19 protein-coding genes and 1 pseudogene are annotated in these 19,373 nt (G+C 56.8%); 13 read left to right on the top strand and 7 right to left on the bottom strand.

Annotated features, from left to right (window positions below; genetic code table 11):
- Nucleotides 1–412: 412 nt before the first annotated feature.
- The 4 genes from EXR70_11900 to EXR70_11885 all read left to right on the top strand — a co-directional run bounded on the left by EXR70_11900 (nt 413) and on the right by EXR70_11885 (nt 4,553).
- A complete protein-coding gene (locus EXR70_11900; protein ID MSP39184.1) occupies nt 413–1,006 on the top strand; it encodes a TIGR00730 family Rossman fold protein in 594 nt (197 codons plus the stop codon).
- 144 nt (nt 1,007–1,150) lie between these two features.
- The gene (locus EXR70_11895) at nt 1,151–2,224 is read left to right on the top strand and encodes an extracellular solute-binding protein (GenBank protein ID MSP39183.1); all 1,074 of its coding nucleotides are present in this window, start codon (nt 1,151–1,153) and stop codon (nt 2,222–2,224) included.
- Nucleotides 2,225–2,289: 65 nt separating this feature from the next.
- Nucleotides 2,290–2,853 carry a gluconate 2-dehydrogenase subunit 3 family protein gene (locus EXR70_11890; protein ID MSP39182.1) on the top strand — a complete coding sequence of 188 codons (564 nt, stop codon included), beginning with the start codon at nt 2,290–2,292 and terminating at the stop codon, nt 2,851–2,853.
- Entirely contained in the window at nt 2,850–4,553 is a 1,704-nt protein-coding gene (locus EXR70_11885; GenBank protein ID MSP39181.1) for a GMC family oxidoreductase, read from the top strand. Before EXR70_11890 ends, EXR70_11885 begins: the two co-directional genes overlap by 4 nt.
- A gap of 192 nt (nt 4,554–4,745) precedes the next feature.
- Here the strand turns inward: EXR70_11885 and EXR70_11880 are convergent, their stop codons facing one another.
- The 7 genes and pseudogenes from EXR70_11880 to EXR70_11850 all read right to left on the bottom strand — a co-directional run bounded on the left by EXR70_11880 (nt 4,746) and on the right by EXR70_11850 (nt 9,095).
- Nucleotides 4,746–5,138, bottom strand: coding sequence for a VOC family protein (locus tag EXR70_11880; GenBank protein MSP39180.1), 393 nt, complete (start codon nt 5,136–5,138; stop codon nt 4,746–4,748).
- Nucleotides 5,139–5,228: 90 nt separating this feature from the next.
- Complete coding sequence (locus EXR70_11875) at nt 5,229–5,906, bottom strand: DUF4166 domain-containing protein (GenBank protein MSP39179.1); 678 nt, start codon at nt 5,904–5,906, stop codon at nt 5,229–5,231.
- Nucleotides 5,903–6,810 (bottom strand): annotated as a pseudogene (locus EXR70_11870) (hypothetical protein). Before EXR70_11870 ends, EXR70_11875 begins: the two are co-directional and overlap by 4 nt.
- A gap of 283 nt (nt 6,811–7,093) precedes the next feature.
- The gene (locus tag EXR70_11865; GenBank protein MSP39178.1) at nt 7,094–7,315 is read right to left on the bottom strand and encodes a hypothetical protein; all 222 of its coding nucleotides are present in this window, start codon (nt 7,313–7,315) and stop codon (nt 7,094–7,096) included.
- A gap of 75 nt (nt 7,316–7,390) precedes the next feature.
- Nucleotides 7,391–7,576, bottom strand: a complete 186-nt coding sequence (locus tag EXR70_11860; protein MSP39177.1) for a VOC family protein — start codon at nt 7,574–7,576, stop codon at nt 7,391–7,393.
- Between the two features lie 267 nt (nt 7,577–7,843).
- Nucleotides 7,844–8,872, bottom strand: coding sequence for an alpha/beta fold hydrolase (locus EXR70_11855; GenBank protein MSP39176.1), 1,029 nt, complete (start codon nt 8,870–8,872; stop codon nt 7,844–7,846).
- Nucleotides 8,727–9,095, bottom strand: coding sequence for a VOC family protein (locus tag EXR70_11850; GenBank protein ID MSP39175.1), 369 nt, complete (start codon nt 9,093–9,095; stop codon nt 8,727–8,729). The genes EXR70_11855 and EXR70_11850 overlap by 146 nt, the downstream gene beginning before the upstream one ends.
- A 244-nt stretch (nt 9,096–9,339) precedes the next feature.
- Here EXR70_11850 and EXR70_11845 point away from each other — a divergent pair, with 244 nt between their 5' ends.
- The 9 genes from EXR70_11845 to EXR70_11805 all read left to right on the top strand — a co-directional run bounded on the left by EXR70_11845 (nt 9,340) and on the right by EXR70_11805 (nt 19,353).
- A complete protein-coding gene (locus EXR70_11845) occupies nt 9,340–9,600 on the top strand; it encodes a hypothetical protein (GenBank protein MSP39174.1) in 261 nt (86 codons plus the stop codon).
- A gap of 197 nt (nt 9,601–9,797) precedes the next feature.
- Nucleotides 9,798–10,208, top strand: coding sequence for an EVE domain-containing protein (locus tag EXR70_11840; protein MSP39173.1), 411 nt, complete (start codon nt 9,798–9,800; stop codon nt 10,206–10,208).
- A 55-nt stretch (nt 10,209–10,263) separates the two neighbouring features.
- The gene (locus tag EXR70_11835; GenBank protein ID MSP39172.1) at nt 10,264–11,298 is read left to right on the top strand and encodes a methyltransferase domain-containing protein; all 1,035 of its coding nucleotides are present in this window, start codon (nt 10,264–10,266) and stop codon (nt 11,296–11,298) included.
- A 459-nt stretch (nt 11,299–11,757) separates the two neighbouring features.
- A complete protein-coding gene (locus EXR70_11830) occupies nt 11,758–12,756 on the top strand; it encodes an ABC transporter substrate-binding protein (protein MSP39171.1) in 999 nt (332 codons plus the stop codon).
- An 85-nt stretch (nt 12,757–12,841) separates the two neighbouring features.
- Entirely contained in the window at nt 12,842–14,593 is a 1,752-nt protein-coding gene (locus tag EXR70_11825; protein ID MSP39170.1) for a hypothetical protein, read from the top strand.
- Between the two features lie 19 nt (nt 14,594–14,612).
- On the top strand, nt 14,613–16,049 hold the full coding sequence (locus EXR70_11820) for a hypothetical protein (protein MSP39169.1): 1,437 nt from the start codon (nt 14,613–14,615) through the stop codon (nt 16,047–16,049).
- Nucleotides 16,050–16,129: 80 nt separating this feature from the next.
- The gene (locus EXR70_11815; protein MSP39168.1) at nt 16,130–17,242 is read left to right on the top strand and encodes a hypothetical protein; all 1,113 of its coding nucleotides are present in this window, start codon (nt 16,130–16,132) and stop codon (nt 17,240–17,242) included.
- 65 nt (nt 17,243–17,307) lie between these two features.
- Nucleotides 17,308–18,222, top strand: coding sequence for an MBL fold metallo-hydrolase (locus EXR70_11810; GenBank protein MSP39167.1), 915 nt, complete (start codon nt 17,308–17,310; stop codon nt 18,220–18,222).
- Nucleotides 18,223–18,438: 216 nt separating this feature from the next.
- Nucleotides 18,439–19,353 carry an MBL fold metallo-hydrolase gene (locus tag EXR70_11805; GenBank protein MSP39166.1) on the top strand — a complete coding sequence of 305 codons (915 nt, stop codon included), beginning with the start codon at nt 18,439–18,441 and terminating at the stop codon, nt 19,351–19,353.
- Nucleotides 19,354–19,373 lie beyond the last annotated feature (20 nt).

Here is a 19,373-nt window from a genome sequence, read left to right as displayed (position 1 = left end):
GACGCACACACTTGGCCTATATCGAACCAACTCCAACAAGGTGGGGTTCCGCTATGGCCAGGTTTCTAACTTACGACCTCAACCCAACGCACTACCCTGACATAATCGCGTTGCTGTTAACATGACATATTGACGTTGCCACGACACGTTTGTCTATGACGCCTATTATTAAGTGAGCCGTCGTAGGCGGCGATAAAAGCCGGTCGGCTTATCTCCGGCGAAGGCTCCAACAATAAAATCTAAATCGGTTGCAATATCCAACAGCTCCCACCGACTTGTCAACGCTACCTGTTCCGCCAAATCAAATTGTTCGGGTCGCTCTCAGGCCATGGACGAACGCGGTGCTTCCATTTACAATCGGCGCCGTAGTAAAGCAGGGCGATGAGGAGATTTTGCGGAGAGTTTTACTTCTATGAGTAATTTGACCGGGCGAATCTGTGTCTTTACTGGATCGCGCCATGGCGCGCGCGGTGAATACGCCGAGGCGGCGACACGACTTGGCCGCGAGTTGGTCGCGCGCAATTACGGTCTCGTTTACGGCGGTGGCAACGTTGGTTTGATGACGGTGATTGCCGATACCGTGCTCGAACTCTGTGGCCAGGTGATAGGCGTGATTCCCGATTCTTTAGTCAGCAAAGAAGTGGCGCACCGAGGCTTGAGCGAATTGCGTATCGTGCAGTCGATGCATGAGCGCAAGGCGCTGATGGCCGAGCTGTCTGACGGCTTCATCGCTATGCCCGGCGGCATTGGCACCATGGAAGAATTTTTCGAAGTGTTGAGCTGGGCGCAGTTGGGGATTCATGCCAAGCCTTGCGGCTTGCTCAACGTTGCCGGTTATTACGATCCGCTGATTCAGTTTCTCGACCATGCCGTTGAACAAGATTTCATTAAGCCGAAGCATCGCGCGTTGCTCGTGGTTGAAAGAGCGCCTGCGCGGTTGCTCGATTGCTTCGCGAAATTGATGGCTGAGCAGCCGGTGAAGAAATTTGATGCGAAGGTGACGTAACGGAGTAGCTCAGGAGTTCAAATAGCATCGTGCGGTGTTTCACGTCGTCATGCCGGCCCTTCGACTTTGCTCAGGATAGACTCCGGCCGGCATCCAGGGGAGTGGTGGCGTTGGCAACAAAGATGGATACCGGCCTGCGCCGGTATGACGAAACGAAGAGTCGACGAATTAAATGAGTGGGTGGCGGTAAAGATCGGAGGTGTGATGCAACTCTTCCTTTGTCTGGCAATCCTGTTGGGTAGTCAGGGTCTGTTTCTCAAACATCTGGCGGCGCAAACGGTAACGCCTTCGACCGCATTGATCGAGGCGGCGCACAAAGAAGGCCAAGTGGTTTTCTATACGCCGCTCAACATCAACGACTCGCGGCCGCTGTTGCAGCGTTTCGAGCAGAAGTATCCGTTCATTAAAACGGACTTGTTGCGCATGAGCGCCGAGCCGCTGCTCAATCGTATCATCACTGAGGACCGCGCCGGGCGCAGCTTTGTGGACGTGATCAACATCACGGTGATCAATCCGTTGAAAAAGCTGCGCCTGGTGCAACCCTATCGCTCGCCCGAACACGCGGCGTATTTAGAACAGTTCAAAGACCCCGACGGTTATTGGGCGAGCGTCAACAATAATTATTACGTCCTCGGCTTCAACCCCAAGTTGGTGAGCGCCAAGGAGGCGCCGGCGGATTGGCAGGATCTGCTCCACCCTAAATGGCGCGGCAAGATCGGCATGGATCAGGAAGAGTATGAATGGTTCGGCGCTACCGTTGAAGTGTGGGGACGGGAGCGGGCGCAGAGTTATCATCGCGCCTTGGCGCAGCAGCAAGTTCACTGGCGCAAGGGGCATACCTTGATTTCCCAGCTGATCGCCGCCGGCGAATTTCCTATCGGCATTGTCTACGCCCACCGCGTCGAGTCGATGAAAAAAGCCGGCGCGCCGATCGATTGGGTGAAAACCGTCAACCCAGTTTTCGTCGCGCTGTCGCCGGCCGGTTTGGCCGCCAAAGCGCCTCATCCGAACGCCGGCAAATTGCTCCTCGATTTCATGTTGTCCTACGAATCGCAGCAGCAATTGCGCAGCGCCAATCGCCTTTCCGGACGAAGCGACGTCGAGCCGCTGGTGCCGGAAATGCATCATAGTAAACTCAAGCTCGCCGCCATCAATCCGAGCGTCTCCGACGATATCAATCGCTACGCCAGTGAGTTCCGCCAGTTTTATTTCCGCTAATGTCGCGCGCCGCGCCGCGCTAAATTTTTCTGCCTTGCACTACCTTTTTGGCGGCGATATCTGCTATGCAAGTAGGACGATATTCGACGGGAGCGGATCAAATTTACATGGCGACGAGCGATAACAAGACGACATCGGCGAAAGTGCTGAACGATGAAGAGGCCGCGACTTTGGCGGCTATGGCTGGGCGGATTTTTCCAAAGACCGAAACGCCCGGCGCGGTGGAGATCGGCGCGGTGAATTACATCGAAGTGGCGTTGGCCGGCGATTATGCCGCGCTCGTGCCGCTCTATCGCCAAGGGCTGCGCGCGCTGCAACGTTACGCCCGCACCAAGTTCGGCAAGCGATTTGTCGAGCTGCCGGAGGACTCCATGGATGCGCTGTTGCGCGACTTCGAAGCCGGCAATGCCGACAGTTTCAAAGCGGCGGCGGAATTTTTCGAGACCGTGCGCTGCCATGTTTTGGAAGGGGTGTTTTGCGAGCCGGAATATGGCGGCAACAAAAACATGGCCGGCTGGCGCTTGGTGGATTTTCCCGGCCAGCAGTTCGGTTATCCCGATCCGTACATCAATAAGCGCGTCGATGTCGAACCTGTCGCGGTGGACAGCCGTAAGACGGTGGCGAAATGAGCGCGCCCCAAGAGATCGCCGATGTTTGCATCGTCGGCGTCGGCGGCATGGGCGGGATTCTCGCCAAAGAACTCGCGTCCGCCGGTTTGAAAGTCGTCGGCTTCGAACGCGGCCCGGCGCCTAAGAAAGAAGATTATGCGCCGCGCGATTCGGTCCGATTTCTGATCCGTCCAGAAACCCTCGACTGGGTGCGCCATGAACCGACGACGATCCGGCGCAAGGCGGGCGATAAAACCGATCGGCAATTCCGCACTAGCCCGCTCAACGTTTTAGGCGGCGCGTTGCTGCACTGGACCGGCCAGTCGTCGCGCTACATGCCGGGCGATTTTAAACTTCACACCAATGAGATCGCCAGCGGCGTCGCCGAACGGGCTAAAGCAGATTTAACCGGCTACGATATCATCGATTGGCCGCTCAGCTACGACGACCTCGATCCCTACTATGAAAAGTTCGAATGGGAGTTCGGCATCTCCGGTCAAGCCGGCGCCAATCCTTTCGCCGGACCGCGCCAGCGCGGTTTTCCGCTGCCGCCGCTGCGTCACAGCGGCAAGATGGAGCTGTTCACCGAAGCATGCAAAAAACTCGGCTATCATCCTTACGATACGTCGGCGGGTATCGCTTCGGAGCCGTACAAACCGGCGGCGCCATTCGACACGCGCATCGGCCAGCGTCCGGCGTGCGTTTACTGCGGCCACTGTAATTTTTACGGCTGCCATATCCATGCCAAGTCGGCGTCGCTCTACATCGCCATTCCCGTCGCGTTGGAAACCGGCAACTTCGATCTCAAGACCAATTCAAAAGTATTTCGCATCAACGTCGATAGCGCCGGCCGCGTTAACGGCGTGAGCTATTTCGATCCCGAGGGCGTGGCGCATGAGCAGCGCGCCCGGGTGGTGATCTTGAGCGCCTTTGTCTTCGAGCATGCGCGCTTGCTGCTGATTTCCAAAACCGGCAAGGGGCGATTCTCCAAGGGACTGGCCAACAGCAGCGGCTACGTCGGCCGCAATATCATGGCCCATGGCGACGTGCGCTCCATGGGCGCCTTCGACGATTACATCATCAACGGTTTCATCGGACCGGGCTCGGCGGCGATGCGCATCGACGATTTCAACGGCAACAACTTCGATCATAACGATCTAGGTTTCATTCGCGGCGGGACCATCGGCACCAGCGGCGACGGCACGCCGATCAGCCGCTTCGATGTTTTGCCGCCGGGGGTGCCCGGCTGGGGCAAAGCGTTCAAAGATTTTTACACGCGCTACTACACGCGAATCATGGATTTGAACATGCAGCCCGAAACGCTGCCGCATCCGGACAATCGCGTCGATCTCGATCCGCGTTATCGCGACCGCTGGGGGCTGCCGCTGCCGCGGGTGACTTTCGAATTTCATCAGAACGAACAGCGCTTGCAAAAATACCTGGCCGGCGTCGGCGATAAAATCATGCGCGCCACCGGTGCGAATAAAGTGTGGACCGTCGAAAAAGGCCGCCCCAACCGTTGGGCCGGCGGCACGCGCATGGGCGCCGACCCGAACAATTCCGTGGTCAACGCCGACTGCCAGACTCACGACGTCGACAATCTGTTCATCGTCGGCTCGTCGGTGTTTCCCACCATGGCCGGCTATCCGCCAACCGCGACGGTGGCGGCGCTGAGCTATCGGCTGGCGGAGTTTATTCAGAAGCAGAAGCAGTGGTTCTAATGAGTGGATTCTCATTCGTCCTCTGAATGTAGGGGAGGGTCGAGACCCTCCCGGGCCAACCGCCCCTGGATACCGGCCTTCGCCGGTATGACGACGAGAAAATTTGACCGCTAGTTGACGAATTAATATCTCTCTCGGCTTACAGCAGCCAGCAGGATCAACCAGGTGTTGAATTGGCAGTTGGATTCAATCTCAATGCGGCCAGCCATGTTGCGATAGGTCGACGGGGTTGCCGTCCGGGTCGAGCAAGCGGTATTCGGCTTCGCGATTGGGCGGGCGTTTCCTCACGTCTTCTGCTGCGTTGAGTCCCTTGCATCTCTTGCGCACGGCGGCGACATCGTCGACTTCGAAGCCGAAGTGGTTGATGCCGGTCTGAAGTTGCGGCCCTTCGATCTCGCGCTCCGGGCCGATGGGGATGATCGCCAAGTTGATATGACCGTCGGTCAGATAAGTCGCCGTGCCGACGCCGTGAACGATCTTTAGGCCAAATCCCTCCGTGTAGAACTTCACCAGTTTTTCCACGTCTTCCGTGAGTATCGCAATGTGTCGGATGCGCGCCATGGGTCTCTCCTCGACAATCGACATTAGGATAACACGAGTGATTCACCATCGAGTTTCAACCGCAGCGGCTGAAACGCATGTTAGGGGGGGATGATGCTTCTTCGGCGGTTGCCATTATTCGCGACGTTCCTGTCGGCTCGGCAGGATGTGGCCGGGCAGGGCGCCGTCTGCAACTTTCCGCCACTCTACATCGAAGCTGCCGTGATACCCGAACAGCGGGCCCCAAGTCTTATTTTGAACGTTCACTACAATACGGAAGCGTTGCGTCTTCTCGTCATACCACTCGCGCACGTCCGCGATACCACTAAAGAACAATGGAAAGTTGAAGCTAATGGGCCCTTCGTAAAAGCGCTGTGCACCCGAACGGAGGCGAAGTCCACCTGCCTCATCGACTGACAGGTCGATATCAACAGCCAAGTGCTCATGCGAGCCGAGATAATCGACAATGCGGCCACGTGCTTCGCTGTAGATCATGTACGCGTCGAAGCGGCGCGTGCGCCGGGACTGGAAAGTACGAATCCAGGACACCGTCTCGCGGCCGAACTGGTCGACAAACGCATAGTTCTCAATCGTGAACGGGATATTGCGTCCGGTTTCAGGAAACATGATGCGGCGCCACGTGCCAACGTAAAGGAACGGTATGGTGTAGAACCGCCCTTTCCAGACTTCTTCCATGACGCCACGCCCGATCGAGGCGATGTTATCGCTGGTTGTGAATCCGAATCGACGCTGGATCGCCGGATGCAAGCGAGCGAAGTCGGAACCAAGGACGCGCTGATAGATGGAGGTCATGATGTCTCGGAAAGTGGTCGCCTCCGACAGCGTGCCGCCGACGGAAGTCCTCTGAGCACCATCAGATCGATGACCGCAAGACATGCGACCGCCAGATTCAACGACACCGGATTGAAGGCCGCACCGAGGTATTGTGGAGAGCTCACGGCCACGCTGATGATCACCGGCCACATCAGTCCAAAGCAGACCCATGGCGGCCACCGGCGGTGCCAGAAGAGCAGTAGGCCGAGCGCCAGCAATATTTCCGCGATACCTAGAAGAGTCAACACGGCGCCTGTACCCTCAGTGGCGATGCCGGCGTCGCGGAGCATGGCAACCTCGTCGGCGTAGGGTGCGAGCAGTTTCGGTACAAGGCCATGATACGCGAAAATCAGCGCGAGGCCGACGCGTGCCACGATATGGACGAGCGTCTGGCGCATAGCTTGGGTCGGATCGACGCCGTCCTCAAGCCAAAGACGGAGGCGGTCGAAACTCCACGCGGTGGCCCATCCCATGAGAGTCGGAAGACGAGTCTATCACATAGTGCGCCGAAGGCACCGAAGCGTGTGCGGTAGTCGTACCAGGTGAGGAAACGTATGCCTTCCGCGGTCGGAATATACTTCCAGTAGCCACTGCCTTCGCGAATAATGGAGCGGGCATCGTCCGAGCTGAATTTCAGAGCCGAGGAACGGCTGCCGTTCGCAAGGCTTCCCTCGCCTACGCTTTCGCCTTCGCCGGCGACTGCTAGTCCAAAACCAATGCGCGTGGCGTAACGGAAGCGCTGCGGTTCGGTCTCGCCACTCCTCGGCAGGTAATCGATTCGAGAGAAGCGGAGATCCCACCGCTCGTGAAGCTCTGGCGTCTGCGTGTGTGCCCAGAGTGTCTCCATCGGCGCCCGGACAACGATCTCGACGTAGATGCTCATACAGCTCTCGGAGAGGCGGGTGCGAACTAACTGTCGAGCCTACCGACCCGTGTATTTCGGTACTTAAGGATCATGACGTTGTGAGTCTTACCCGTTGTATCAATGGTTTGCAAAGCGCAACCCATCGAAGCCGCCGAGTCAAAGCGACGAGTGTATTACCAACTGCTTGCGACTGCTTCAGATCTCCCAGCGCGCACCGGAAGTATAACCATTCCTAATCAAAGCGATACCTTTATTTCGATGAGTACTCGCGCCCTATGTTGAATTGTCGACTTCGCTCCCGTCAAGACTTCAGCCCTTCGGCAAACTTTTCCTGCTTCAAACGCTCGATGATCGAGCCGTCGGCGAATTCCTTGGGATCGTGCCGCGGGGCGTCGGGGTATTTTTTGCCGAAATTTTCCAGGATGAGTTTGATGCCATCCAACGTCGGCGCGATGTAGTCGGGCATCAGCGCCGAGACGAAATCGAACTCTGTGGCGATCAGCTTGGGGTCGGTGATCGTCATGTACTTGGCGATGATGCGCTCGCTGTCGGCTCGCTCGACAATATCCTTTGCAGCGCGTGAGAAAGGTTTCTCTCGCTAATGCGGCCAGCCATGCTGCGAGAGATCGATGGGGTTGCCGTCGGGGTCGAGGACGCGGTACTCTGCTTCGCGGTTGGGCGGGCGTTTGTCGACCCCGGTGGCGGTGTTGAGATTTTTGCACGCTTCGCGTACAGCGGCTACGTCTTCGACTTCGAAGCCGAAGTGGTTTATTCCCGTCTGCAATTGCGGCCATTCCCGTCGAGTTCAGGCCCGGCAAACTTGATACTCGTTTTCGCACGTCCGTCGGTATTCCCCAAGCAAGACCGGTATCGCCTCTTCAGCCTGGATTCAAAGTGTGGGGCGAGCTTCCACGTTTCCGAAATTCTGGAAACGAAGTTCGAAGTTCTTAAGTTCGAAGAAGTCCACGTCAGGCTTGACAGACGGGAAGAATTGGCCGGCTCGCTCGCTCCCCATTTCCTCGGCAGGCTCAGGCTTCTGCGGGCGTCGCTCTTACAAGTTTTTGTGAAAAAAATTTCTCACCCGGCTCTGGTAATCGGCAGCTAACTGACCATGGGCATATCCCTCGTGGAACCAAAATTCGGCGCGCGGATTGGGTTTCAGCGCTTCTTGCAACAACCGCGCGTGGGAAAAGGGGATCACGGCATCCGCCGACGAATGGATCAAGAGAATCGGCGCCAAGGTATGGCGCACTCGTTCTGCCGGTGAGACATCTCTTAGGTCGATGCCAAGAAAAAGCTTGGCCCACAAACCGACAAGATAGGCGACGGGATAATTGAGCAAGGGAATTCTGAAGAGTTCCAAAGCCATGTGCGCGAGGCTGGCGTAACTCGATTCGGCAATGACCGCTTTGATCTCGGGAGCTTTCTCGATGGCCATCAATGCCACGGCGCCGCCCATGGAAAATCCCCACACGCCCACTTCCTTTACCCCTCTCGTTTTGAGAAATTGCACGGCCGCTAGGAGATCCTCGACCTCTTTGGCGCCGGCCGTGGAATAGCTCCCTTCGCTTTGGCCCAGATAACGGAAATCGAACAATAGGAGATTGAAATCTCCCTGGAGAAACGCCAATGCAGGCAAGATGTTTCCCTTGTCCGCGGGATAGCCGTGAAGCAGGATCAAGGTCTTGTCGGTCGTTTTAGCGGAGGGGATGTGCCGGCCGCGCAGCGTGAGGCCGTCCGCGGTTCTGAACGACACGTCCTCACAATTCATTTTTAAATCGCGCGGGGTGCGCGAGAAAATAATCTTCGGTGGGCGAATCGAAGCATAAAACCCCCAAAGGCTGATAACAATCAGAAATCCTAAGACGATAAGGACAACGCGGAGGAGGGTTGCGCTCACGGGAAACTCATTGGCGTGGAAAATCTTTCGCCGGTCAATGCGGCCAACCGTGTTGAGATAGATCGATGGGATTGCCGTCGGGGTCGAGGACGCGGTATTCGGCTTCGCGGTTGGGTGGACGTTTGTCGACGCCGGTGGCGGCGTTGAGATTTTTGCACGCTTCGCGGACTGCCGCGACATCTTCGACTTCGAAGCCGAAGTGGTTGATCCCCGTCTGCAATTGCGGTCCTTCTATCTCGCGCTCCGGTCCGACGGGGATGATCGCTAAGTTGATATGCCCGTCTGTCAGATAAGTCGCCGTGCCGACGCCGTGAACGATCTTGAGCCCAAATCCCTCGGTGTAAAACTGCACCAGCTTTTCCACGTCTTCCGTGAGTATCGCAATGTGTCGGATGCGCGCCATGGGTTCCTCCGATACGATGGCCCTACGTTAGCACAGCGCGGCAAAGCCACAACCGAAGCACAGAGGTCAAAGAGAAGAAGATTCGGATTCGGAGTGTTAACCGCAAAGAACGCAAAAGGGAATCGTATTTGTAGGGGCAACCCCCTGTGGTTGCCCTTCCGAATCGGTGCCGAAGCGACCATCACTTGAGCCATAGTTACGCTTCTTAAAAAAGAATGAAGCTGCTACCCTTTCATCGAACCATATGAAGAAGAAACAAAAAAGTGACCTAAGTGAACTTGCTGACGAGCTACGGCCAGAATACGACATGCGGAAACTGCTCAAAGGTGGCGTGAGAGGGAAGTACGCGGAACGGTACCGGGCTGGTACTAACTTGGTGCTATTGGCGCCGGATGTAGCCAGGGCTTTTGCGAACAATTCGGAAGCGGTCAACGAAGCGTTGCGGCTGGTGATCCAATTAACCAAATTACCGCGCGGCAAAAGCCAACAGCTTGCCAAATCTTAGTCGCTGCCAACCGAGCGTCCATAGTTTCCGACTGACAATCAATTTCTAAGTCTTTCAATAAATTTATTCCGCGTCGACTTTTCAACTGGCATGCCGTCGACAAACTCATTCACATCGTGGCGGTCGATGTGTCGCCTTTCGTCAAGGGATTGTATTGGAGGCTGTTGCTGATTTATAAACGAAGCGGAGGATATTTCATGGCAACCCGTTGGTTATTCAAAACCGAACCGAGTGTTTATTCGTATCAGGACTTGGTGAAAGACAAATCGACCAAGTGGGACAACGTGGCGAATAATCTCGCGCTGATGCACTTGAAGGACATCAAAAAAGGCGACTTGGTTTTCATCTATCACACCGGTGACGAGCGCCAAGCCGTGGGCATCGCGCGGGCGCTTGGCGGCGCGTACTCCGATCCGGAAAAAGACAATCCGCGCATGCTTGTGGTCGATATCGAGGCGGTGAAAGCGTTGGCCAAGCCGGTGACTTTGGCGCAGGTCAAAGCGGACAAGAAGCTCGCCAACTTCGATCTCGTGCGCAACTCGCGCTTGTCGATCATGAAGCTGACCGAGGAGCAGTGGGATACGATGATAGCGATGTCGAAGAAGTGAGGGTAGGCAACAGTCAAAAGGCAGTAGGCAACAGTAAGAAAGATAGGAAAAGAAAATGGCTGACGAACATAAGCATGAGCATAAGGGCGAGCATGCGCACGGGCACGAAGCACATGACGACAAGCATGATCACGGTCATGCGCATGACGCGCATGGACACGAACACGGTCACGAGCATGATTCCGGGCACGGACATTCGCACGGTCACGAGGCTGCTCACTCACACGAACCAGCCGCGCATTCCCACGAGCACGGACACGATCACGACCATTCCCATGACGCCGGCCATGATCACGATCACAAGTCGCGCTTCAAAGATCCGACCCACGCCGCCGAGTTCGACCAGCGCGGCATGTCGGATATGCGCAGCCAATTGACGGTGAAGTTGATCGAGGCGTTGACGCTCAAGGGCGGCGAGGCGATTTTGGATTTGGCCACCGGCACTGGGCGCGTCGCCCGGCCGTTGTCGAAGCAGATGCAGTCCGGGCGCATCGTCGGTGTCGACGAAGCGCTGGCGATGCTCGACGTCGGCAATCATCATAAAGATCCCATCGAGCGCTATGAATTGAGCGCCGGCGAGGCCGACAAGCTGCCGTTCAAGAGCGGTCTGTTCGATCGCGCCTTCGTGTCGTTCAGCTTGCATCACTTCGGCAATCCCGCCGGCGTCGTCGGCGAAGTGCAGCGCGTGCTCAAACCGGGCGGACGCTTCGTTGTCCTCGATCCGGTCATCGAAGAATCGAAAGACGCCATCGACGTGGCGCTGGAAGCCAAGATCAACCAAGTGTTTCGCCGCACCCATGGCGACGGCTTCCGCTTTCACACCGTCAGCAGCATCGAACGTTTGCTGACCAAGGCCGGCTACCGCGTGCCGCGCAAGAGCGTAATTTCCTATCCGTTCAACCAAGAAGGCATGGACGGCATCCCCACCGGACGCCATTGGCTTGAAGCGGCGTTGGAGTTGGAAAAGGAAGCGCCGGAGTTGGCCGAGCGCATGAAGAAAAATTATTTCAGCTGGCATTCCCACGGTGACCACGCGCATGTGAAGGGAAGTTTTTCTTACGCGCTGATCACCGGCGTGAAGCCGGCGTAGGGGCAGTAGCCAGAAGCCAGAAGTCAGTAGTCAGTTGTCAGAAGTCAGATGCCCGATATCAGTTTCGAGTTTCTGGTTTCGACTTCTTAACCCTCGCCCATTCCGATGGGAGAGAGCCTGTCCTGAGCAAAGTCGAAGGAGAAGGGTGAGGGCAAAAAACCTAAGGGAGTGAATCATGTCTTCAAAAAAAGCCGATTTCCGAACATTCTATAAAGACGCTCACGCCGTCGAGTGTCTGACTGAGCGCGAGAAGATGCTGATCGGTTTATCCGTCGCGATGATGCGGCTGTGCGATCCGTGAGTGGAGCGGCGCCTTGCGGACGCAAGGAAAGCGGGAATGACGGAGGAAGAGTTGGATGCGGCGGTGGATGTGATCGCGGCTATCGACGCGGGTGTGTTGCAGTCGCTTAATCAACGGGTGAAGGCGCGGAATAAGACGTAGAAGAGTGGAGTAATGGAGTGTTGGGGTACTGGGTACGTGGACGGGGGATTCGCTTACCATTCGGCCTGTCGCTGCTGGTCATCGTTTTTTTCGCGACAGCGCCGCTCCGCGCCGAAAAACTCCGAATTTCTTACGCTTCGGTCACCGGCAACACCGTCGTCATTTCCTACATCGCGCAGCGCGCGGGGTTGTTCGAGAAATACGGACTCGATGTCGAGCATATCTTGATCACCGGCGGGCCGGCGGCGGTCAGCGCGCTGCTCAACAACGATGTCGATTTGGACTTGCGCGCGCCGATCGCCGCGCTGCAAGCGATGTCGCATGGCATTAAGCTGACTTTCTTACTTTCCCAATCGAATACCCTCGAATACGACGTAGTGACGCGGCCCGAGATCAAAGACATCAAGCAACTTAAAAATAAAAAAGTCGGCATCATTCGCTTCGGCGGCATCTCGGAACTGATGGTGCGCTATCTGTTTCAAAAACTGGGATTGGACGCGGACAAAGACATCGCTATCGTGCAGGTCGGCCAGGCGCGCTTCGTGGCGATGGAAAAAGGCGCCATCGACGCGACGGTGCTTTCATCGGCGGAGTCGGCCTACGCCAAGCGCAACGGCTTTCGCGTGCTCGATATGCCGACGCTGCCGTTTTTCGGCAGCACCATCGTCACCACGCCCGCCATCGTTGCGAAAAAATCGGACGCGATGAATCGATATCTGCGCGGTTATCTCGAAGGCGTGCGCTTCTTTCTTAACGACAAAGAGCGCAGCAGCCAATATTTCGCCGATCTGCTGCGCAGCCGAGACCGCGATATGATCGAGCTGGCCTACAAGAGCCATCCGCAACACCAGATGGGACGCAAGCCCTATCCCGACATGAACGCGGTGAAAGCGACGCTCGATATCATGGGCGCGCGCGAGCCGTTGGTGAAAAAATTAAAAGCCGACGAGTTGTTCAACCTGACTTATTTGAAACAGCTCGATCAGAGCGGATTTATCGATCAGTTATATAAATAGCAGGTTGCTGAAAAACTCTTTAGGAGTCCTTCGACAGGCTCAGGACGAACGGATAGAAGAATGAAATGATTGTAATAGCCCGTTCATGCTGAGCCTGTCGAAGCATGTTCCATATTTGAATTTGCAACTAAGTAGGGAGGCGCTGATGAAATATAGTAAGTCATCGCTGCGAGCGGCTTTCGGAATTTTACTGTTCATTCTGTATGCCGACCCAATCGTTTCGGCGCAGACGCGGCCCGTCGCTGTCGTCGGCGGCACATTGATCGACGGCACGGGCAGAAGCGCGGTCGAGGATTCTGTCATTGTATTTCAGGACGGGCGCATTCAATCCGTCGGTAAGCGCGGCGAGGTTGCGTTGCCGCGCGGCGCGCAGGTGATCGACGCCAAGGGTAAAACTATTCTGCCGGGGCTGATCGACGGCCACTGTCACTATTGGGAGTGGCTCGGGGAACTTTATCTCGCCTACGGCGTGACGACGTGCCCGGACATCAATAACAGTCCGACGGAATGGATCATCGCGCAAAAGGACGGCATTCAAAAGGGTAAGATTCGCGGGCCGCGCTTGTGGATCTCCGGTCACGCGCTCGATGGGCCGCGGCCGGTCGGGATGCCCGAGCAGCGCTGGCAACGCGGCAGCATTATCGTCCGCACTGAAGATGAAGCGCGCAAAGCGGTGCGCGCCCATGTTGAGAAGGGCATGGACGGTTTCAAAGTTCTCGAGCGGGTGTCGTCGGAGGTTGCCAAGGCGATCGCCGACGAGGCGCGGAAGTTGGGAAAACCGGTGATCGGCCATTCGGTCAACATGTTCGAAGCCATCGACGCCGGGTACACTTCGATCGAGCGCTCCTGGGCGGTGATGTTTACGACTATCCGCGACGTGAAGAAACGCGCCGAAGTCGACATGGACCGCATGAACGGCAAAGTCGGCACGGTGGAGGCGCATGTCAACATGGTGCCGGACCAGTTCGATGAAATTATCAAAGCGATGGTCGCCAAGGACATTCACTGGAGCCCAGCCTGGGCGACGCAGTTTCGCGCGTTATCGCCGCGCGCCGCGGAGATGAAAAAGCGCGAGCTGGCGCTGCTCAAAAATCCCCGTCTGAGTTACTTGCCGCCATACAATTTGGAATCGGTCGAAGGATATTTCGCCGGCTTCGAAAAAATGACGCCGGAAAAGCGCGAAACATTGGTCGGCGCTTACAAACTAGTTCAGGACTTCGCGCGCCGCTACGTCGCCGCCGGTGGCAAGATGCATTCAGGTTCCGATCCGGGCACGTTGTTGCCGGCCTATGCCTTGCACGCGGAACTCGAACTCGACATCGATGCCGGCTTGACGCCGCTTTTCGCGATTCAATCGGCGAGTCTTAACGTCGCCAAGGCTTGGGGCAAAGACAAAGATTACGGCAGTGTCGAGAACGGCAAGGTCGCCGATTTGGTGATCGTGCGCGGCGACGTTATGAAAGACATCTCGGCGACGCAAAACGTCGAGAAAGTTTTCATGGACGGCAAGCCGGTGGACACTTCGTTTCACGCCAACTATCGCAACCCGATTCCGCGAACGATTGCCGATCGCTATGTGACGAACTTGAATCAACTCGCGCCGGCGTCGTTGGTCGCGGGCAACGCGGGGCTGGTAAAATTGAACGGCGCGAATTTTCGTCCGACGCATCAGGTGCTGATCGACGGCAAGAAAGCCGATAGCAAGTTTGTCAGCGGCCGCGAGGTGGAAGTCCAAGTTCCGCCGTTAGCGGCCGGCACGCATAAGATCACGGTGATCGATCCCGGCATCCCGACGTCCGAGTCGGCGCCGCTCTATCTCGTGGTCTCTTTCCAATGATTCGCAGCGAGGAATATCGATGATCGTAAAGCGTTGTCTCACTCGTTGGGCTTTATCTATTTTCACGCTTACGCTCGGCGCTTGTTCAGCGACGGCGCCGAGCCGGCCGATTGTCATACAAGGTGGCACGCTGATCGACGGCACGGGGCGCGCGGCGATTGCCGATTCCGTCATCGTCATTCGCGATGGGAAATTCGCGGCGGTCGGTAAGCGCGGCGAAGTCGCGATTCCGCAGGATGCGGAATCGATCGATGCCAAAGGTAAAACTGTTTTGCCTGGCTTGATCGACGGTCATTGCCACTACCGCGATTGGATGGGCGAACTCTATCTCGCTTATGGCGTGGTTACCTGTCCGAACATTTCTAACAACCCGGTGGAATGGATCACGGCGCAGCGCGACGGCGTCAAAAACGGCACGATTCGTGGGCCGCGGGTGTGGGCGTCGGCAAACATCATCGATGGGCCGCCGCCCGAGGGCACCGGCACGCTGCGGCGCCAGCGCACCAGCATCATTGTCGATAGTGAAGAAGAGGCGCGCAAGGCGGTGCGCGATTTAGTCGCTCAGGGTGTCGACGGCATCAAACTTTTCGAACGGCTAAAACCCCATGTCGCCAAGGCGGCGGCGGACGAGGCGCATAAACTTGGGCGGCCGGTGTTCGGCCATTCTCTCGACATTTTCACCGCGGCGGCCAACGGCTATCAGTCCGTGGAGCATTCTTGGTCGGTGGTCTATACGTCGATTCAAGATCCGAAGAAGAAACAATCTCTCGACATCGGCCGCATGCTCGGCAAAGTCGACACCGCCGACGTGCACGCGCAGATGGAACCGGCGATGTTCGACAAGATCATTCGCGCCATGATCGAGAAAAATGTTCACTGGAGCACGACCTGGGCGACTTGGTTTCGGCCGCTGTCGACTTACGCCGATGGCATGAAGAAACGCGAGTTGGCGCTGCTGCGTAATCCGCAATTAAAGTATTTACCGCCGTATATTCTCAAAGACACGGAAAGTTTTTTCGCCAAGTATGAAAAGATGGCGCCGGAAAAACGCAAGGAAGTGGTGGCCGGCTACAGGATGCTGCAAGAGTTCGTGCGCAAGTTTGCCGCCGCCGGCGGTAAGATCCATTCCGGTTCCGATCCCAATCATGTCGTGCCGGGATACGCGCTGCACGCCGAGCTGGAGATGTTAGTCGAAGCTGGGCTGACGCCGGTGCAAGCGATACGCACTGCGGCGCTCAACGTCGCCGAGGCGTGGAGCAAGGAGAAAGATTTTGGCAGCGTCGAAACCGGTAAAGTCGCGGATCTCATGATTGTCGGCGGCGATCCATTGAAGAATATTTCGGATACGCAGAATGTCGAGATGGTATTTAGCGCCGGTAAGAAGGTCGACACGGCGTTTCATGCGGATTATAAGAATCCGCTGCCGCGGCCGATTGAAGATCGGCCGGAGCAGTGAAGCGCTGCGGCAATGATGTTGCGCTACACGATCGAATCAGTTCTTCTTTCTTTCTCCTCGCCCTCCAGAGGAGGGAGAGGATGAAGGTGAGGGTGGTTAATTTCAGAAGAGCCCTCACCCCCGCCCTCTCCCGCTTCGCGGGCGAGGGGGTAAGAGTTATGGGACGAAGCGGTAGGCATTTAGCTGTGTCGATTGTCTTGATGATGGTGCCGTCAAGAACCTTTGCCGCGGAGCTGCGAACTGTCAGCGTGCTTTCCTATCCCGACCGGCCGGCGAAGCTGCCGTTGTGGTTGGCGCGGGACGCCGGGCTTTTCAAAAAGTACGGGCTCAACGTTGAAATCAAAACTCCCGACTCCGGTGAGGCGATCGCCGCGGGGGCGAGTAAAAATATTGCGGACATCTATGTCGCCACGGCGAACTGGATGGTGTCGGCCGTCGGCGACGGCGCGGATTTGGTTTTCTTCGCCAATACTGGCTATAGCGTGCTCAAGCTGGTGGCGCGGCCAAATATCACCAGCGTCGGTGAATTGAAAGGCAAGCGCATCGGTACCGGCGAGCCGGGCAGCTCCCAGGACCGCATCACCCGCGAGGCCTTGCGCCGGCTGGGTTTCAACGCCGATAAAGATATGACTCTGGTTCCCTTCGGCAGCCGCAGCGTGCTGCGCTTGAATGCGCTTCTCAAGGGCGAGATCGATGCGACTACCAGCAATGAAGATAACATCTTCGACCTGGAGCGGCGCGGCGAGATCGGCAAGGTTCGCGTGCTCGCCGATAACGAGAGCTTGAAATTATTCATCGGTGCCGGCGTCGACTTTGCCGTCACCCGAAGTTATCTAAGTTCCTCGCCCAGCGCGGTCAAAGGATTCGTCCAAGCGCTGAGCGAAGCGATTGCGCTGGCGCGGCGCGATCGTGCGGCGGCGGATGATATTTATAAACGCTATCTGAAAGTGACCGATTCTGCCTTGCTCGATTTCATGTACCGGACGTATGTGCAGCAGGCGATTCCCGAGCGGCCATATCCCAAACTGGACAACGTCGCGCTGGGCATCCAGGAGTTCGCAGCCAAGCCGGGGCTTAAAAATAAATCCGCCGCGACGCTGACCGATTCGACCTTGGTGCGCGAGCTAGAGCAGGAAGGATTTTTTGCTCGGCTCTATCGCCAACCGCCGGAGCACGGCGTGCGCAGCGAATAAAGTTGACACCAGCAAAGCTTTCCTCGTATCTTCGCGGTCATTCCAATCTCGACAAGGAGGCTTCGATGCGCGTAAGAATTCTATTCGTTTTAATCGTGCTCGCCGGACTGTTGTCGTGGCAAAATGTCTCGGCGCAGGAACTCGGGCCGCAGTTCAAAAAGATTGCCGACGGGATTTATGTTTACGTCGGCAAGGATCTCAATTCCAATTGCGGCATCGTGCTCACCCAAGACGGCGTCGTGCTGATCGACAGCGGCCATAACCCGACCGATTCCCAGGCGATCCTCGCTGCGGTAAAAAAGCTCACGCCGCTGCCGATCCGTTATCTGATCGACACCGAGCCCCATCCCGATCACACCACCGGCCACTTCGTCTTTGCACCGCCAGCGATCATCATCGCCCACCAAGGCGCCGGCGAGTCGATGCGCGGCCGCGAGCGCGATGCCCCCGGGCGAGTGGAAAAACTGGCCGGCGCGTCGCCGGAGATGCGCGCGGCGTTGCAAGGGTATCGCTTCGTCACCCCGCAAGTGGAGTATCGCGACAAGATGACGCTCAACGTCGGCGAGCGGACTTTCGAGCTGTTCTTTCAAAAGGATGTGCACAGCGAAGCCGATAGCGCGGTATGGCTGCCCAAGGAGCGCGTGCTGTTCTCGGCGTCGGGCATCGTCGTCAACCAGTTCAATATTTTTCGTCCCAACGTGACCATCCCCGATATTCTCGCGGCGGCGAAGATGATGAAAGCATTGAATCCTGAGCATGTGATTCCCGGCCACGGCATTCCCGGCACGGCGAAGATTTTCGAGGACACGGGAAAATATTATGCGCTGCTATTGGAACGCGTCGGCAAGCTGGTCAAAGCGGGAAAGACGCTGAACGAAATTCAGAAGGAAGTAAAAATGCCGGAGTACGATCACTGGGCGACCAAGGAGCGGTTTCCCACCAACGTCGAAGCGGCGTTCAGAGGGATGCACGGGAAATGAGTAGCTAACTGCTAAATTTTAGGGCCGTACTTGGTTGAGACCCAATTAGCCTCTCGTTCGTCATTCCGGCGTAGGCCGGTAGGCCTGGTCTTTTTTTAACTTGGCAGCGCGAGCGAAGATGGATGCCGGCCTGCGCCGGCATGACGGACTTGCAGTCGGCTAACGGCGAGATGGCATTAATCGGGAGCTGTAACTAGGAATACCAGGGAGGAATTCGTGAAAACAAAATTGCTATTTTCTTTGGCAGCCATTTGCTTCTTACTGATGGCGCTCGCTGCCGCGGCGCAGGACTTGGGGCCGAAATTCAAAAAGGTCAAAGACGGCATCTTCGTCTATACCGATGCCCTCAACGAATCCAACTGCACGATCATTGTAACCCAGGACGGCGTCGTCTTGATCGATTCCGGCCAGAGTCCGAAGGATTCCCATGTGATCGCGGCGGCGGTGAAGAAGCTCACCAACCAGCCGGTACGGTACATCATTCACACCGAGCCGCATTCGGATCATGTCCTTGGCGATTTTCTGTTCTCACCGCCGGCTGTCGTTATCGCCCATGCCGGCGCGACCGCGTCGATGAAGCAGGCAGGCTTGGACGCGCCGGGGTTCGTCGAAAAACGCACGGCTGAATCGGCAGCGCTGCGCGATGCCTTCAAGGGCTACCGCATGGTCGCGCCGCAGGTGGAATATCGCGACAAGATGACGCTCAACGTCGGCGAGCGGAGTATGGATCTCTACTATTTGAAAAATGTGCACAGCGAAGCGGACACGGCGATCTGGCTACCCAAGGAGCGCATCGTGTTTGCGGCGGCGTCGGTAACGGTGAAGCGTTTCGGCAATCACCGTCCCTTCGTCAGCATTCCCGACACGTTGAGCGCGATCAAGATGATGAAAGGACTCGATCCCGAAATCGTCATCCCCGGCCACGGCGATCCCGGCACGGTCAAGATCCTCGACGACATGGAACGGTACTACAATAATCTTATGGACGGTGTGCGGCAGCTGGTGAAGCAGGGCAAATCTCTCGATTCGATCAAGAAAGAATTGGAATTGGCCGGTACCGAGGATTGGGAAGGCAAGGATCGCTTTGCGAATAATATCGAGGCTGCCTACCGAGCGGTGACGGCCAAGTGATTGGCTGGATTCTAATCGCT

Source organism: Deltaproteobacteria bacterium, assembly GCA_009692615.1.
GTDB lineage: Bacteria > Desulfobacterota > Binatia > UBA9968 > UBA9968 > DP-20.
Note: the sequence above shows the minus strand (reverse complement) of the source record. Positions and strands in the feature narration are given on the sequence as shown.